Origin of the sequence: Microbacterium sp. PF5 (assembly GCF_004794315.1) — a bacterium.
GTDB classification, from domain to species: Bacteria; Actinomycetota; Actinomycetes; order Actinomycetales; family Microbacteriaceae; genus Microbacterium; species Microbacterium sufflavum.
On the sequence record NZ_SSDQ01000106.1, the window covers coordinates 19,986 to 34,981 of the forward strand.

18 protein-coding genes are annotated in these 14,996 nt (G+C 70.5%); 10 read left to right on the forward strand and 8 right to left on the reverse strand.

All coding sequences use genetic code 11. The features are described from left to right. Positions 1–255: 255 nt before the first annotated feature. Complete coding sequence (locus tag DW297_RS08240; RefSeq protein WP_168442821.1) at positions 256–867, forward strand: GNAT family N-acetyltransferase; 612 nt, start codon at positions 256–258, stop codon at positions 865–867. A gap of 4 nt (positions 868–871) precedes the next feature. On the opposite strand, the gene DW297_RS08245 is transcribed toward DW297_RS08240, so the two are convergent. Both DW297_RS08245 and DW297_RS08250 read right to left on the reverse strand, forming a co-directional pair. After that, positions 872–1,525 (reverse strand): response regulator transcription factor, encoded by a 654-nt coding sequence (locus DW297_RS08245; protein ID WP_136031235.1) that lies wholly within the window; start codon positions 1,523–1,525, stop codon positions 872–874. After that, the gene (locus DW297_RS08250) at positions 1,522–2,916 is read right to left on the reverse strand and encodes a sensor histidine kinase (RefSeq protein WP_446724360.1); all 1,395 of its coding nucleotides are present in this window, start codon (positions 2,914–2,916) and stop codon (positions 1,522–1,524) included. Before DW297_RS08250 ends, DW297_RS08245 begins: the two co-directional genes overlap by 4 nt. Positions 2,917–3,015: 99 nt before the next feature. Here DW297_RS08250 and DW297_RS08255 point away from each other — a divergent pair, with 99 nt between their 5' ends. The 4 genes from DW297_RS08255 (at position 3,016) to DW297_RS08270 (ending at position 7,258) form a co-directional block, all read left to right on the forward strand. Then, a complete protein-coding gene (locus DW297_RS08255) occupies positions 3,016–4,461 on the forward strand; it encodes a multicopper oxidase family protein (RefSeq protein ID WP_446724361.1) in 1,446 nt (481 codons plus the stop codon). Between the two features lie 98 nt (positions 4,462–4,559). Beyond that, a complete protein-coding gene (locus DW297_RS08260) occupies positions 4,560–5,852 on the forward strand; it encodes a Dyp-type peroxidase (protein WP_136031239.1) in 1,293 nt (430 codons plus the stop codon). Between the two features lie 40 nt (positions 5,853–5,892). Continuing rightward, positions 5,893–6,774, forward strand: a complete 882-nt coding sequence (locus DW297_RS08265) for a phosphotransferase family protein (protein ID WP_136031241.1) — start codon at positions 5,893–5,895, stop codon at positions 6,772–6,774. Between the two features lie 58 nt (positions 6,775–6,832). Continuing rightward, complete coding sequence (locus DW297_RS08270; RefSeq protein WP_136031244.1) at positions 6,833–7,258, forward strand: DUF2000 domain-containing protein; 426 nt, start codon at positions 6,833–6,835, stop codon at positions 7,256–7,258. A gap of 61 nt (positions 7,259–7,319) precedes the next feature. On the opposite strand, the gene DW297_RS08275 is transcribed toward DW297_RS08270, so the two are convergent. The 3 genes from DW297_RS08275 to DW297_RS08285 form a co-directional block, all read right to left on the reverse strand. Next, positions 7,320–7,886 (reverse strand): flavin reductase family protein, encoded by a 567-nt coding sequence (locus tag DW297_RS08275; RefSeq protein WP_136031245.1) that lies wholly within the window; start codon positions 7,884–7,886, stop codon positions 7,320–7,322. Positions 7,887–8,075: 189 nt separating this feature from the next. After that, entirely contained in the window at positions 8,076–8,582 is a 507-nt protein-coding gene (locus DW297_RS08280) for an NADPH-dependent FMN reductase (RefSeq protein WP_136031247.1), read from the reverse strand. A gap of 93 nt (positions 8,583–8,675) precedes the next feature. Continuing rightward, positions 8,676–9,146 (reverse strand): VOC family protein, encoded by a 471-nt coding sequence (locus DW297_RS08285; RefSeq protein WP_136031248.1) that lies wholly within the window; start codon positions 9,144–9,146, stop codon positions 8,676–8,678. 141 nt (positions 9,147–9,287) lie between these two features. Between DW297_RS08285 and DW297_RS08290 the strand changes: the two genes are divergently transcribed. Together DW297_RS08290 and DW297_RS08295 are read left to right on the forward strand one after the other, a co-directional pair. Next, positions 9,288–9,605 carry a sugar ABC transporter ATPase gene (locus tag DW297_RS08290; protein ID WP_136031249.1) on the forward strand — a complete coding sequence of 106 codons (318 nt, stop codon included), beginning with the start codon at positions 9,288–9,290 and terminating at the stop codon, positions 9,603–9,605. Beyond that, positions 9,605–9,811, forward strand: coding sequence for a DUF2188 domain-containing protein (locus DW297_RS08295; protein ID WP_136031250.1), 207 nt, complete (start codon positions 9,605–9,607; stop codon positions 9,809–9,811). Before DW297_RS08290 ends, DW297_RS08295 begins: the two co-directional genes overlap by 1 nt. Positions 9,812–9,815: 4 nt before the next feature. Here the strand turns inward: DW297_RS08295 and DW297_RS18890 are convergent, their stop codons facing one another. Both DW297_RS18890 and helR read right to left on the reverse strand, forming a co-directional pair. Beyond that, positions 9,816–9,974, reverse strand: a complete 159-nt coding sequence (locus DW297_RS18890; protein WP_168442822.1) for a hypothetical protein — start codon at positions 9,972–9,974, stop codon at positions 9,816–9,818. Between the two features lie 52 nt (positions 9,975–10,026). Beyond that, a complete protein-coding gene (gene helR, locus DW297_RS08300) occupies positions 10,027–12,159 on the reverse strand; it encodes an RNA polymerase recycling motor ATPase HelR (RefSeq protein ID WP_136031251.1) in 2,133 nt (710 codons plus the stop codon). Between the two features lie 128 nt (positions 12,160–12,287). Between helR and DW297_RS08305 the strand changes: the two genes are divergently transcribed. Then, positions 12,288–12,869, forward strand: a complete 582-nt coding sequence (locus DW297_RS08305) for an NADPH-dependent FMN reductase (protein ID WP_136031252.1) — start codon at positions 12,288–12,290, stop codon at positions 12,867–12,869. A 10-nt stretch (positions 12,870–12,879) separates the two neighbouring features. On the opposite strand, the gene DW297_RS08310 is transcribed toward DW297_RS08305, so the two are convergent. Continuing rightward, complete coding sequence (locus DW297_RS08310; protein WP_136031253.1) at positions 12,880–13,743, reverse strand: DUF72 domain-containing protein; 864 nt, start codon at positions 13,741–13,743, stop codon at positions 12,880–12,882. A 99-nt stretch (positions 13,744–13,842) separates the two neighbouring features. Between DW297_RS08310 and DW297_RS08315 the strand changes: the two genes are divergently transcribed. Both DW297_RS08315 and DW297_RS08320 read left to right on the forward strand, forming a co-directional pair. Further along, on the forward strand, positions 13,843–14,070 hold the full coding sequence (locus DW297_RS08315) for a hypothetical protein (protein WP_136031254.1): 228 nt from the start codon (positions 13,843–13,845) through the stop codon (positions 14,068–14,070). A 531-nt stretch (positions 14,071–14,601) separates the two neighbouring features. Beyond that, positions 14,602–14,985, forward strand: coding sequence for a hypothetical protein (locus tag DW297_RS08320; RefSeq protein ID WP_136031255.1), 384 nt, complete (start codon positions 14,602–14,604; stop codon positions 14,983–14,985). The last annotated feature ends 11 nt before the right edge of the window (positions 14,986–14,996 follow it).

Consider the following 14,996-nt stretch of genomic DNA (forward strand, 5'->3'; position numbering starts at 1 on the left):
AAGTAGGCAACGGGCCCCCGGGGTCGCGTGCGCTCTGGATCAGTTGTGCTGTCGCTCTCGGACGACCGGGTCCTGCTCCTCCTGTCGCGCATCGCGACGGCTATCACCTCGAGCGGCGCGGGGGATGCGGGTCACCGTGCGAGGACAGCGGGGTCGTCACGGGGCGATCCGAGAAGTCGATCGAGGCGAGCATTCGGCGACATCACCGTCGCGCCACCGTGGGGTGATGACCGCTCGATGACGAGGACTGCACCGATGAGACATCGCGAACCGTACCTTCACCTTCGTTCTCTCGACCGCGCCGATGTGGCGGAGGTCGCGGCGCTGCTCGGGCGTGGAATGGCCGACAACCCGCTCCACGTCGCGGTGTATGGCGGCGATGAAGCGAGGCGGACTCGTCGCCATGAGTCGCTGATGAGTGTGCTCCTCTCCGGTTCGCCCTCGATGCGGATCGACGGCGTCGAGCAGGGTGGGTCGCTGATCGGTGTCGCCGCGGCGGTACCCCCGGCGCGCTGCCGGCCCCCGGCGCAGACCCGGCTGCGGCTCCTCTCCCGTGCGCTGACCTTCGGCCCAGGCGCCGCTGCGCGCCTGCTGGCCTGGAACCGAGCATGGACAGCGCGGGACATCTCAGAACCGCACGTGCATCTCGGGCCGGTGTCGGTCGATCGGCACCTGCGCGGGCGGGGGATCGGCACTCTCCTGATGCTCAGACACACGAGCCATCTCGACTCCATAGGCGTGCCCGGCTACGCCGAAACGGATCGCCCGGAGGCAGTCGGCTTCTACCGGAGGCACGGATACGCGGTCATCGGAGAGGCAGATGTTCTCGGCGTTCCGAACTGGTTCCTGCGGCGCCCGCCTCGATGAGAGCTCACGACGTGACGAGCCCGGAACGGTGAGCGATCACCACGAGCTCTGGACGGTCACGCGCACCCACCTTCGCGAGGATCCGACTGACGTAGGTGCGCGCGGTCGCCGGGCTGAGGTGCAGGATGGCAGCGATCTCGTCGTTCGTGTCGCCGTGTCCGATCCGCGCAAGGACCTCGATCTCCCGGGCGCTGAGGACGGCGAGTCGAGGGTCCGGGGTCGCGGCGGCCCGACCGGACGCGACCATGCTCATCAGTCGTTCGACGATCGCCGGTGAAAGCAGTCTTTCTCCCTGGCCGGCCCGCGTCACGGCGTCACGCAGGTCATCCCGCGGCGTGTTCTTCAAGAGGTAGCCGACCGCCCCTGCGCGGATGGCCTGAACGACGTCCGTGTCGTCGTCGAACGTCGTCAGGACGACGACACTGGTGTCGTGCAGCCGGTGGTCCGCGCGGATCGCGCTCGTCGCCTCGATGCCGTCCATCACAGGCATCCGGAGGTCCATGAGGACGACATCTGGTCGGTACTTTCGGACCGCCTCCACGCCGCTCCTGCCGTCGGTGGCCTCGGCGACCACCCGGATGCTGCCATCCCGCGAGAGCAGCGTCCGCAGGCCGGCGCGGACGAGGTCCTGGTCATCGACGAGGACGACGGAGGTCATGCCCTCACCGCCAGGGGAAACGAGGCGTACACCGCGAAGCCGGCGTCGCGTGGACCTGCGGAGAACGTGCCGCCGAGCAGGTGAACGCGCTCTCGCATCCCCTCCAGCCCGCGCCCGGGCCGGACCGAGTCGTCGGACGGCTCCGTGGCGCGCGACCTGCCGTCGTTGACGATGCTGACGGCGACAGCATCGTCCGCCTGCCGTATGTCGACGTCGACGCGCGCCGCGTCGGCATGTCGCACGACGTTGGTGATGGACTCCTGCACGATCCGGAACACGGCGGCTTCGACGGTCGACGGCAGCGCGGCGGAGATGGAGACACTCGCGCGCACCGTCAAGCCGGCCTGCGTCGCCGGGAGGATCGCTGACTCGAGGTCGTCGATTCCGAGCGGGGGGCGCGTCGCGCCCTCCTCCCTCCGCAGGTTCGCGACAGTACGGCGCAGATCCTCGAACGTCGCCGAAGTGGTGCTCGCGATGATCGCCAGCGCCTCACGCGCCGCCGCGCTGTCCTCGTCAGAGGCAGTACCGGGATCCAGCGCTTCCTCCGCGATCTGCGCATGCAGAGTCACCACCGTCAGCGCGTGCCCCATCGAGTCGTGGAGTTCACGTGCGATCGAGAGTCGTTCGGACATCGCGCGTTTCTCCGCCTCCCGGGCGTACCGTTCGACGGTCAGGGCCGCGATCTGAGAGGACTTCTGTCGGAGCTCCCGCCGGGATCTCACGTTGTCCCCTAGGGCGATCGCCGCTGCGAGCAGGAGAGCGTGTCCAGGCAGTTCGTAACCCACGACCACGGCGGGGTCCTGTCCGATGGCGAGCCTGTACGCCACCGAGATGACCAGGACGGTCACGGAGGTGGCGATCGATGCCCCTGTGCGACCGTATTCGGCGGCCGAGAACACCGCGGCCGCGAGAGGCACCGCGATCCCGATCGCCGGGTAACCGGACGCGTAGTAGGCGACGACCCCTGCCGCGGAGAGTCCGACGACGACCACAGGGTGGCGTCGCCGGGCCAGCATCAATGCACCGAGGCCGACCGCCCACAGATAGGCCCACCCGTCCGGTTCTGCCCCGTCGATATCCGCGGCGATGAAGAGCGAGACGACGAGAGCCACGCCGATGCCGAGGAGGCCGTCGAGCACCCAGGGAGCAGGGCGCGAACCTGCCTCCGCCGCGGGTGCGTTGTCGGTCATGCTGTCATGGTAGGTCGGTCCGTGCTGGTGTGTGAGTCGTTGGAAAGCGACATCTCGGCGACCGCGGAAGTGCGAGTCCGGTGCGGAGAACCTCGGTGTCGCCCGGAAGCGACTCGATGTGTCGACGGGGGAGGGACGGCTTCCTCTGCACGGATTCCTAGCTTTACTGGCATGACCAGGATCGCCCGTGGGGCCGAGCATGTCGCACGACGCTCTGCATCGAGCCGGGGACGGCTCCTCGGTCCGGCGATCCTCTTCGGCGCTCTGCTCCTGACCGCTGCCGTGACGTTCACCGCCTGCGTGTTCGACTCGGGGTTCGGCCAGGACACGTCCGTCTTCACGCCGACGAAGCCACCCGCGTTCGAGACTCCGTTACCGATCCCCCCGCTGGCGGAGTCGGAGGTCGTCGACGGTGTTCGAGTGTTCTCGCTCACCGCCCAGGAGGGTCAGATGCAGTTCCTGGAGGGGATGACCACCCCGACCTGGGGTTTCGACGGCGACTACCTGGGCCCCACACTCCGGGCGCAGCGCGGGGAGAAGGTGGCCGTCGAGGTCACCAACGCGCTCCCGGAGACCACGACGGTCCACTGGCATGGCATGCATCTGCCGGCTGCCATGGATGGCGGGCCGCACCAGCCGATCGAATCCGGCGGGCGCTGGCGGCCCGAGTGGCGGGTCGACCAGCCCGCCGCCACGCTGTGGTACCACCCGCACCCGCACGGCGAAACCGAAGAGCACGTCCTCCGCGGGCTTTCGGGCATGTTCATCCTCGACGATGAGCACAGCCAGAGCTTCGGGCTGCCCACGGAATACGGAGTCGATGACGTTCCGCTCATCGTGCAGGACAAGAAGTTCCGTTCCGACGGCGAGTTCCAGTTCGACTCTCAGGGCAATGAGGTCGGCCTTCTGGGGAACGTGCTGTTGACGAACGGAGCATGGGGCGCGGTCCTCGACGTCTCCACCGAGCTCGTCCGATTGCGGATCCTCAACGGATCCAGCGCGCGAACCTACGACTTCGCGTTCGACGACCAGCGCGACTTCTCGCTGGTCGCCACGGACGGCGGACTGCTCGAGGCGCCGCACATCACCGATCATGTGCGTCTGTCGCCCGGCGAGCGTGCCGAGATCGTGGTGGCGATCGCCCCGGGGACGGAGACGATGCTGCGCTCGCTGCCGCCTGATCTCGGTGATGTCGCCGTGCCCGGTGCGTACGGAGGGTTGGACGAGTTCGACGTCCTCCTCCTGCGTGCTGCTGATCAGCTCCGGGCGTCCCCGCCACTGGCGGAGCGGTTCGGCGACATCTCCCGCTTCACCGCGGTCGACGCCGACAACGCGCGCATCTTCGACGTGCAGAACCGCGAGATCAACGGCCGCCGCATGGACATGAATCGTATCGACGAGGTCATGCAGGTCGACTCGACCGAGCTGTGGGAGGTCACCAATCGAGACCTGTTCCCGCACAACTGGCATGTTCACGACGTGCAGTTCCAGGTCCTCGACATCGACGGGGAGACGCCGGGGCCAGAGCTCTCGGGATGGAAGGACACCATCTATCTGGAACCTCGTCGCGTCTACCGGATCATGATGCGATTCGAGGACTACGTCGATGACGAGAACCCGTACATGATCCACTGTCACCTTCTCCTTCACGAGGACGAGGGCCTGATGTCGCAGTTCGTGGTCAGCCGAGATGAAGCCAGCCGCAATGCGGGACCCGTCGATCCGAACGGAGGACACGGACATTGAGCACCCAGGAAGCCAGTGATGACCCGTCGGAGAGGGAGGCGGTGGTCTCACCGGGATGGCGGGACGGACGCACGGAGGGCGGGCCGAGGCGTGTGGCGATGTCTCGCCGCGCCCTCCTGGGCTCAGCGCTGGCAACCGCAGGCGGGGCGGCCGCGATGGGGTTCGCGACCGGGCGTCTCACGCTGCCGAACGCGGAGACTGCACGCCTCTCCGCAGATCCCGGGGCCGGGACGACGATCTCGCCGTTCGGTGCACACCAGGCGGGAGTCGCCACCGCGCAGCAGCAGTATGTCACTCTTGTCGCGGCCGATCTGGCCGTGACGGACGCGGTGTCGCTTCGCCGCTTCTTGGCTGACGTCTCGCGCACGATCGTCGCCATCGTGCGTGGTGAGGACACTCCGCCCTCGTCGATGTATCCCGACGGCGCGGTGACCCCCACCGACTTCGCGACCGGGCTGTCTCCTGCGGGTCTGACGGTCACGGTGGGCGTCGGCCCTGGCGTCTTCGCCCTGCCCGGGGTCGCCGGCGAAGCTCCCCGACGGCTGCGGCCACTTCCCGAGTTCACCGGCGATCACCTCGACCCGCGCTGGGGAGGGGGTGACCTGCTGTTTCAGATCTGCGCCGACGATCCACAGGTCGTCAGTGCCGCGACGCGAGCTCTGCGCGCCCGAATGCCCGGCTCTGCGGTCATCCGCTGGACGCAGTCCGGATTCCTCAGTTCCCCGCACGACGGGGGCACTCCGCGGAACATGTTCGGTCACAAGGACGGAACGTCCAATCCCCGCATCGGAACCCGAGAGTTCGAGGACGTCGTCTGGGCGCTTCCCGACGAGCCATCGTGGTTTCGCGGGGGCACCTACCTCGTGTTCCGGAAGATCCGGATGCTGACGGCGAGCTGGGATCTCACAGCGCGCGACGAGCAGGATGCGGTGATCGGGCGCCGCCGCGGGGATGGCGCTCCGCTGACGGGGAAGGGCGAGTTCGACGCCCCCGACCTGGACGCCGTGGGGGCAGACGGCACCCCGGTGATCGCAGCGGACGGGCACATCCGCCGCGCTCATGGCTTTCCGATGCTGCGCCGCAGCTACACCTATGACTACGGATTCCTCACGGCGATGGCCGGCGGCAGCCCGGATCCGCTCGAGCATCCCGAGGACCATCCTCATGCTCCGGGAACGAAGGACCACCATCATGGCGGGCACGGAAAGCTCGACGTCGGGCTGCTGTTCTGCGCCTACGGCAACGACCCCGATCGTCAGTTCATCGCCGCGCAGACGCGTCTCGCCGAGAACGATCGGCTCAACCGGTTCATCCAGCACACAGGCAGCGCGATCTTCGCCGTCCTGCCCGGGTTCGGCGAAGACGGATACGTTGGCGACACGCTGGTGTGACGTCGTCACCCCCTTCCCGACCAAGGATCTGAGGAACGAGATGAAAGAGGAGATCGTCACGACATCCGCGGTGACCCCGTCGGATCGCGCCCACCTCGCCGAGTTGGGGCGGCGATCGCGACTGTGGTCGCCCGGCGACGAGCCGACGCTCGTGACTCGGGGAGCCGAGAATACGACGTTCGCTGTCGGGGACTACATCGTCCGACGTTCCGCGGACCTCGAAGCCGTCGATCGCGAGGTCGAGCTGCTCACGACGCTCGCCCGTGCGACGTCGGTGCCGACGCCGACACCGGAGTTGCATGAAGCAGAGCGCGGGACGTTCGCCTACCGACGGCTTCGAGGTACTCCGTTGATCCATCGGCGCGAACGGGACTCGAAGAACGTGCAACGGGCCCTCATAGACGTGTTGTCCGCGTTCCGGGAGGCTCTTCCGGTCACGCGGCTGCCCGTCGATCGGTACCCGAATGACGAGTGGCATCGGGACGCTGTGCAGACCTACCGGTCCGTGCGGAGTCACCTGAGCGCCGAGCAGGTTCGTCTCGTGCGCGCCTTCCTGGATGAGTCGCCGCCGCCCACACGATCGCTCACCATCGCTCAGCATAATGACCTGGGAGCTGAGCACATCCTCGTCGACGACCGGGGGCACGTGACCGGTGTCATCGACTGGACTGATGCGGCGCTGACGGACCCGGCACGCGACATCGGGTCGATCTACCGAGACCTGGGGCCCGACGCGGCGGTCCGGGTCGGAGAGGGACTCGACGGCACTCCGGCTGACGACGAGCTCCGTCGCATCCGCTTCCATGCCCGCTGCCGATGGCTCGAGGATGTCGCCTTCGGCATCGGAGACCCGCTGAGGCGCCGGCCCTATCTCGACAACGCCTGGAGCACCTTCGACCACACGTTCGCGGGCGGATCATGAGGGGCTCGGATCGACCGGCCGGCCCGTTCCGGCCGCGGCCGCGACCGAAGGAGTACACATGGAACCGCAGACTGTCCGCTTCGACACACGGATCGCGGTACTGATCCACGACGGCCTGATGCCCTGGCAGGAGCTCAACGTCACGGCGTTCCTGATCAGCGGCATCGCCACCAGCGCCCCGGGTCTGATCGGCGATATCTACGCGGACGCGGACGGAAACGAGTACCTCCCCATGCTCCGCCAACCCGTGCTCGTGTTCACGGCGGACTCGGAGCAGCTCGCACGAGCTCGCGAGCGAGCCATCGAACGAGGCTTCGCGACGAGCATCTACACCCGTGACCTCTTCGCTACCGGAGACGATGCGTCCAACCGAAGAGCCGTGGCCGGGGTGTCCGCCGCAGATCTCGATCTGGTCGGTGTCGCGCTGCGCGGCCCCAAGAACCCGATCGACCGCATTACCAAAGGTCTGGGCAGACACATCTAGCCGCCTGATCGACGAAGCGAGAGATCCGAAGGGTGGTCGACGAAGCCGAGCGTGCGCCGGGTCAGGGGAGGAGCGAGTGCGCGCCCAGGGCGTGCCACGTGCGGTCGTGGTAGACGAGGGCGCGCTCGGCGTCCCGGGCGATGTGCGCCTGCAGGCCGTGCGCGGCGATGACGGTCGAGCCGCCCGCCTCCATCCGGCTCACGACGGCGCAGCGCACCCAGGCGCGGGCTCCCGCGAACACGGGCTCCCCGGTGGCGAGCGGGGCCCAGGCGTTCGTATCGGCGAAGCGGTCGATGCCGCTGGTCGCCCCTAGGCGCGCGAGCTCGATGTCGTCCGCATCCAGGAGGTGCACCACGACCGTCGCGGCCGAGGTCAGGGTCTCCGCCGCCGACGACAGCGCCGACACCGAGAACACCAGCAGCGGAGGATCCACGCTCACCGACGACACCGACGACGCCGTGAGCGCCACGGGGCCGTCCGCCCCCTGCGCGGTGATCACGGCCACGCCTCCCGGGTGCCCGCGGAACACGGCCTTGAATGTGTCGGCGCCGACCGACAGCCGGTCCAGCACGTCGGAGGCGGCACGCTCGCGGGCGGGGGACGAGGACGAAGCGGCGGGGGCGGTCATGCCACGACGGTACGCACGGCCCCCGCGACCGCGCACCCGGACTGCAACACGGCGACATGCGCCGCCACATACCGTCGCTCCGGCTCTCACACGGAAGACCGCTCCTTACATGGGCGTCTGCGTCGATCGTCCTCTCGGACCGTCCCTCGACCGCGGCACTCGCGTTCCGCTCGCGTCACCCGCCCCTGGTCAGTGCGCGAGCAGCGATTCCAGCGCCCGGCGGTGCGGGGCGAGCCACGCGGACACGAGGCGCGTGCGGTCGTCGACCTCGGCGGCCGGGAACGCGAGGCCGCGCACGGGTACCGTCGCGCCGAGCTCGACCAGCAGGGGGCGCAGCGTGTGCTCGACGGCGAGGGTGTGCGCGGGGGAGCCGATCGTGAGGACGGGCACGGCGACCACTCCGTCCAGCCCGCCCGTGTCGACGCGGTCGAGGAACGCCTTCAGCAGCCCGGTGTAGGCGGCCTTGTACGTGGGGCTCGCCACGACCACGACATCCGCCGTCGACACCTCTTCGACCAGGGCGTCGATCTCGGGGTCGGGCACGACGAAGACCCGGTCCGCATACGCCGCGAGCTCGATGGTGGGCAGCACCTCGGCGCCCGTGAGGTCGGCGAGCTGCGCCGCGACCTCCTCCGCGACGCTCGTGGTGCGGGAGGACGGGTGGGGGTTCCCCACGAGGACCGCGATCGACGTCATGAGTCGATTTCAGCCCGGCGGGCCTGGCCCGGGCAAGCGCGGCGACGCGTAGCGTCACGAAACCCGAGGACGCGCCCAGGTCCCGGGCGCGGGTCAGCGGTCGCGGGCGTCGTCCGTCGTGAAGCCCTCGCGCGCCGCGCGCTCCTCCAGCGTCTCCAGCTCCTGGAACAGGGTGATCTGCCACCCCGCTGGGCCCTGGATGCGCGCGTTGAGGCTCCGGAACGGCGTCTGCACGGGTGGCGCGATCACGGCGGCACCACCCTCCTCGGCGGCCGCGACGGCCTGGGCCGTGTCGTCGACCTCCAGGGCGATGCGCAGCGCTCCGGGCGTGTGTGGTGCGCCCTCCACCTCGTCGATGTTCGCGGCGTGCGTCGGCGTCGCGAGCTCGATGGTGGCGATGCCTGCGTGCAGGATCGCCACGCGGTCGTCGCCGTCGGTCGCGTAGGCGAGCTGCTCGGGCATGCCCAGCACGTCGCGGTAGAACCGGAGGGCGGTGTCGAAATCGTCGGTCTCGATGATCAGCCGCAGCTGCGTCGGGGTGGGGGCGGGAGTGGTCGCTGTCATGCCCTCATCCTGCCCCCGTCCGCGCGCGCCGTCACGGGTTCCGACGCCGCCGGAACCTACCCGCTGTGGTCGGCCCGCTCAACCCCCTCGGCACCGGGAACCCCGGGCGGCACACTGGGCGGACCGATCGAAGGAGGAGACATGGCATCGACACCCGACGACGTCGGCGGTCAGCCGCTGCGCGACGGCGACGCGACCACCGAAGCAGACCCGCGGGACGATCCGGCGCAGGCGGAATGGGAGCGCACGGAGGCCCTCGACGATGGCGCCTCCGCCGACGAGCTCGACACGGCGACCGCGACCGGGCGCGACCCGGACGAGATCCCCGATCCCGACGACGAGGTCCCCGCGGACGACCTGCCCGGCTCCGGCCCGCAGCCCGAGAGCCAGGGCGAGGACCCGGTGCTCGCCGACCTCGGCGACGAGGGACAGGGCGACCTGGGCCCCGGTGACGTGTGATGGCCGTCACCGCCGTGGTCACGCGGTCGAAGAACGGCCAGTGGGTGAACGAGGCCGAGGGTGCCCCCGAGCTCTCGCGCAGCTACGCCAGCCGGGATGAGGCGATCGAGGAGGGCGAGGCGCTGGCGTCGGAGCACGGCGTGCGCCACACGGTCGAGATCAGCGAACCGACCGGCACCATCGTCGACCAGGACGACAGCGTCTGAGCCCTCAGCGCAGGCGGCCGAGGTCCTCGCGGTCCCGCGGCTCCTCGCCGTCCTGCGGCTGCTGGAGGTGCCCGCACTCCGGGCACCTCCAGCCGCCGGGCACCGCGAGCATCACCACGTCGTCCTCGGGACAGTGCGGTGCCGTGCGCGCGGCGTTCGTCATCGTCTCAGGGTAGAACCGCCGGCCCGCGGCGGATAGCGACCTTCGTCCGGGATCACCCGAGCAGGATGAGCTCCCGCGTGCTCCGGGTCATCGCGACGTAGCGGTCCACCGCGCCGGTCAAGTCGTCGCCGAACCGCTCGGGGTGCACCAGCACCACGAGGTCGAACTCCAGTCCCTTGGCCGAGGTCGGCGTGAGCGAGCGCACGCGGGCGGTCGGGGCGAACGAGGAGTCCCCGATCACGCAGGCCACACCGTCGGGGTTCGCCGCGAGCCAGTCGTCGAGCACGGCGGGCAGCTCGGCCACGGCACCGGTCCGCACCGGGATGCCGCTCTCGCGCACCGAGGTCGGGACGTTCGCGTCGGGCAGCGCCGCGAGGATTCCGGGGGCCGCGACCGCCATCACCTCCGCGGGGGTGCGGTAGTTCACCCCGAGGTGGGCCACGCTCACCTCCCGTACGCCGACCCGGGCGAGCCGCTGCTGCCAGGTCTCGGTGAAGCCGTGTCTCGCCTGGGCGCGATCCCCGACGATCGTGATGCTGCGCGAGGGGCACCGGGCGAGCAGCATCCGCCACTGCGCATCCGTGAGCTCCTGCGCCTCGTCGACCACGATGTGCCCGAACGGCCCGGCGAGCTCGTCCGGCGGCAGCACGGGCGGTGCGTCCACGCCCACGAGCACGTTGCGGGCGTCCTGGCCACGCAGGATCGACATCACCTTCATCTCGCTGTCGTCGTCCTCGATCAGGTGGTCGACCACGTGCGACATCTGCTCCTGCGCCGAGGCGATCACGGCGTCGCGGCGGTGGGCGGCTCGCACGGCCTCCGGGTCGCCGATGCGCCGGTGTGCCGCGTCGAGCAGCGGGAGGTCGGCGTCGGTCCAGGCATCCGGACGGTCGCGCTGCAGCAGCGTCACCTCGTCGGGGGTCAGCGTAGGGGCACACGCCCGCAGGAACTCGGGGGAGCTCCACAGCCGAGCCACCACCTCGCCCGGTGTCAGCAGGGGCCACGCGCGCACGAACGTGCCGGTCAGCTCGTCGTCCTGCCGCAGCCACCGTCGCACCGCGTGGGGCGGCACCTCGTCGTCGTCGACCTGTTCCACCAGCAGTTCCAGCAGCTCTTCCCACACCTCGTCGCGCGCCTCGTTGTGAGTCGCGGCGGGGTCGGCACCCGCGAGCACCTCCGCCCACTCCTCGCGGCTGAGCCACAGGTCGGCCCACGGGGAGTCGAGGCGCGTCGCGTGGCCGGGCGGCCGCTCGAACGCGGCGGCCGCGGCGGCGAGCACCGCCTCGGGGTCGAGCGCGGCCTTGAGCGCGGCGATCCTCTGGTCGGCTTCGGGCGGGGCCGTCGTGCCTTCCGGGGTGAGGTCGCGGAGGGTGCACAGCCGCACGGTGTCCTCGCCGAGGCTCGGCAGCACGTCTTCCACGTAGGCGAGGTAGTGCGGGTTCGGGCCCACCAGCAGCATCCCGCCCGCGCTCGCGGTGAGGTGCGGCTCGGCGTAGAGCAGGTGGGCCGCGCGGTGCAGTGCCACCACGGTCTTGCCGGTGCCCGGACCGCCGTCCACCACGAGGGCGCCGCGGGACGGGGTGCGGATGATCGCGTCCTGGTCGGCCTGGATGGTCGCCAGCACGTCGCGCATGCGGGCGGTGCGGTGCGTGCCGAGGCTCGCGATGAACGCGGACTGGTCGTCGAGGGAGGCCGCGCCGTCGAAGCCGTCGGCGGTCAGGGCCTCGTCCCAGTAGTCGCTGATGCGGCCGTCCGTCCACCGGTATCGGCGGCGGGAGATCAGACCGCGGGGGTCCTCCAGCGTCGCGGCGAAGTAGGGCTCGGCGGCGGGCGCACGCCAGTCGATCAGCAGCCGGGTGCCGTCGGACGCGGCGAGCCCGGTGCGGCCGATGTAGACGGGCTCGCCGTCGGCGGGGGTCATGCGGCCGAGGCACACGTCGATGTCGAAGCGTTCGAGCACGCGCAGGCGCGACGACAGCCGCCGGATCTCGAGGTCGCGGTCCACGGCGGCGCCCCCGGAGCCGGCGCGCACGCGACGGACGTCGTCGAGCCGTCGGGCGACGTCGGCGCGCTGACCGTCGAGTTCGGCCGCGATGCGCTGGAGGTGTCGGCGATCGGCGTCGATGAGGGCGGGGGCGGTCTTGGCCTGTTTCTCGGGGGAGAGGTGGAAGGGGTCGATGGGCATGAATCTCCTTCGCGTTCCACGCGCCGGAGCGCGCGCAGACCGTCGATTCTGCCCGCGGGGTGGGGCCTTGCGGCAAGCCCCCACCGCGGAGATATCCTGGAAATGCAGGGAGAGACGGGGGACTCACCATGGCCCATCGGATCGGCTACCTCATCGGCAGCCTGGCGTCGGACTCGATCAATCGCACCCTCGCGAGGGCGCTGGTGCGCCTCGCGCCGCCCAGCCTGGAGCTGGAAGAGATCCCCATCCGCGGCCTTCCCCTCTACAACCGCGACGACGAGCTCGAGCCGGTCGAGGCGGTCACGGAGTTCAAGCGCGCGGTGGAGAGTGCCGAGGGCCTGTTGTTCGTGTCGCCCGAGTACAACCGGTCGATCCCCGGCGCGCTGAAGAACGCGATCGACTGGGGCTCGCGCCCGTGGGGTCACAACTCGTTCGCCCGCAAGCCGAGCGGCATCATCGGTGCGTCGACCGGGGCGATCGGCACGGCCGTCATGCAGTCGTCCATGCGCAGCGTGCTGAGCTTCCTCAACGCCCCGCAGCTGAACGCGCCGGAGGCGTACATCACGTTCCGGCCCGAGGTGTTCGGTGCGGACGGCGAGGTGCACGACGAGGGCACGAGAGACTTCCTCGCGCACTACATGGAGGAGTACGGGGCGTTCGTCGAGCGGGTACTGTCGCTTACCGCGCCGGGACACGTCGGCGACCGCTGACGCCTCGCCGTCACGCCGGTGGGGCGTCCACGAGGGCGCGCAACGCCAGGGCGTCGTGCGGGGCGTGACCGCGGGCGTCGTTGTCGAAGTACACGAACACGTCGCGCGGGCGGCCGTCCGCGGCGCCCGTCCCGTCGGCCCAGGCCCGGATGAGCGTCGCCCACTCGCGCAGCTCGGCGCCGGTGTACCCGCTGTGGTACAGCATGCGCGCGCCGTGGAGCCGGATGTACACGTGGTCCGCGGTCAGCGCGTCGAACCTCGGCCATCGCCCCGCGGTGTCCGCGACCACCAGCGCGGTGCCGTGCGCCTGCAGCAGCGTCAGGCTTGCGGGGTCGGCGAAGGTGGCGGAGCGCGGTTCGAGCGCATAGCGCAGCGGCCGGTCGGCGTCGATGTCGAGCCACGCGCGGTCACGGAGGCGTTCGTCGTGGCCGCGGGCGAGTTCGAGCGCCTCCCCGGTGGTGCGGGGGAGCGTGTCGAGGAATGACTCCAGGAGCGCCGGCACGAACTTCTGGCGCTCCGGCAGCTGCCACAGGATCGGCCCGAGCCGTTCGCCGAGCGCCAGCACGCCCGAGGCGAAGAAGTTCGCGAGGGCCTGGTCGACCGCGCGCAGGCGCAGCATGTGCGTGACGTAGCGCGACCCCTTCACGGCGAACACGAAGTCGTCCGGCACGCTCGACGCCCACGTGCGGTAGCTCTCCGGCCGTTGCAGCGAGTAGAACGAGCCGTTGAGCTCGACCGAGGGGAACTGCTCCCCGATGTACTCGAGCTCGCGGCGCTGTGGCAGGCCGCGGGGGTAGAAGTCGCCCCGCCAGCGGGCGTAGCGCCAGCCCGAGACGCCGATGCGGACGCGCCCGGTGACGGGTCCCGCGGTCACGGTGCCGCCTCCGCGAGGGCGTGCGTGGCCGTCAAGCCCCTTGCCGCTGGCCGACGGGCGTTACAGGGTGGGAGCATCCGCCGAACGAGAGGAGACGCGATGTCCCTGAGCGACCAGCCGATCGACGAGGTCAAGCCGGAAGCCGACCTGCAGGAGCAGGAGCGGCCCGATCTGGAGGTGCCGGACGACCCGGAGGTGACGACGACCGGTGAGCCGGACGTGCACTCGGTCGAGGCCGACCCGGCCGATGCGGCCGAGCAGCGGCACGAGGTGCCACTGGACGACGACGATCTCGACGACGCCGACGCCGACGACGACGTGCTGTAGGGCGATGCGGCACGCGCGGCGTCCCCCGGGTGCGCGCGGTGAGCGGGCGCCGAGTCTGTGGAACGCGCCGGTGGGACGAGAGGCGCCGCGGGAGCGGTGAAGGCCCCGCGGGTGCCTCCCGTCCGACGCGGGGTGCGAGTCGTTCGGAACACGGTCGTCATGGGGGTGACGCTAGCCCCGCGGTGGCGTGTGCGGGCCGGGGTTGACCGCGGCCATGCCGACGGCTAGTCGGGGACGGCTGACGGGCGAGGATGTGGGGTGCCGTGGCGCGGGGTATGCCCTCTCGACCGGACCGCCCCAGCACGGTGCTGTCGAGAGGGCTCACCGTCCTTCCCGGACGGTTGGGGAGGCGGCGAAACTTCCGCTGCTCTCGACGGCTGATTCCCCAGTTCCTCAGCCTGTAGCCCCCGCTACGAAGAGCAGAATATCGCTTAATCGCCGTGTCCGCCATTTGGGGGACAAAGAAAGTTGCGAAGAGGTTTTCGCCCGGGGTGTCTGTCGGGTCCGGTGGCGGTTTCGTAGGGTGGGGGAATGGACAGGATGCTCGTGTTCGCCGGTCAGGTCGCGCTCCCGCTCGGGCATCGGATCGAGGTGACCGAGCACGATGAGGGAGAGGGCCGAGAGCCGATCGTGCTGGCGGTGGTCGACCTCGACACGGGGATCCGGTACCGGCGCGGCGAGGCGGCGCGCGGCGCGCTCTCGCGCTGGATCGGACGGGTTCTGGAGTGCACGGTCACGGTCAGCGGCGGCGTGACGCGCACGGCGCTGCTCGTGGACCCCGTCGGGCCTGCGGCGAGCGAGGCCGGGGTCGCGCTGCGGGGAGCGGATGCGGCGGTGGAGGCGGCGAAGGCGGAGGCCGACCGCTGGGGTGGCACCGACCGCCCGCCGGCCGAGGAGCCCGAGCGCTTCTGGTGACGCACGCGGGC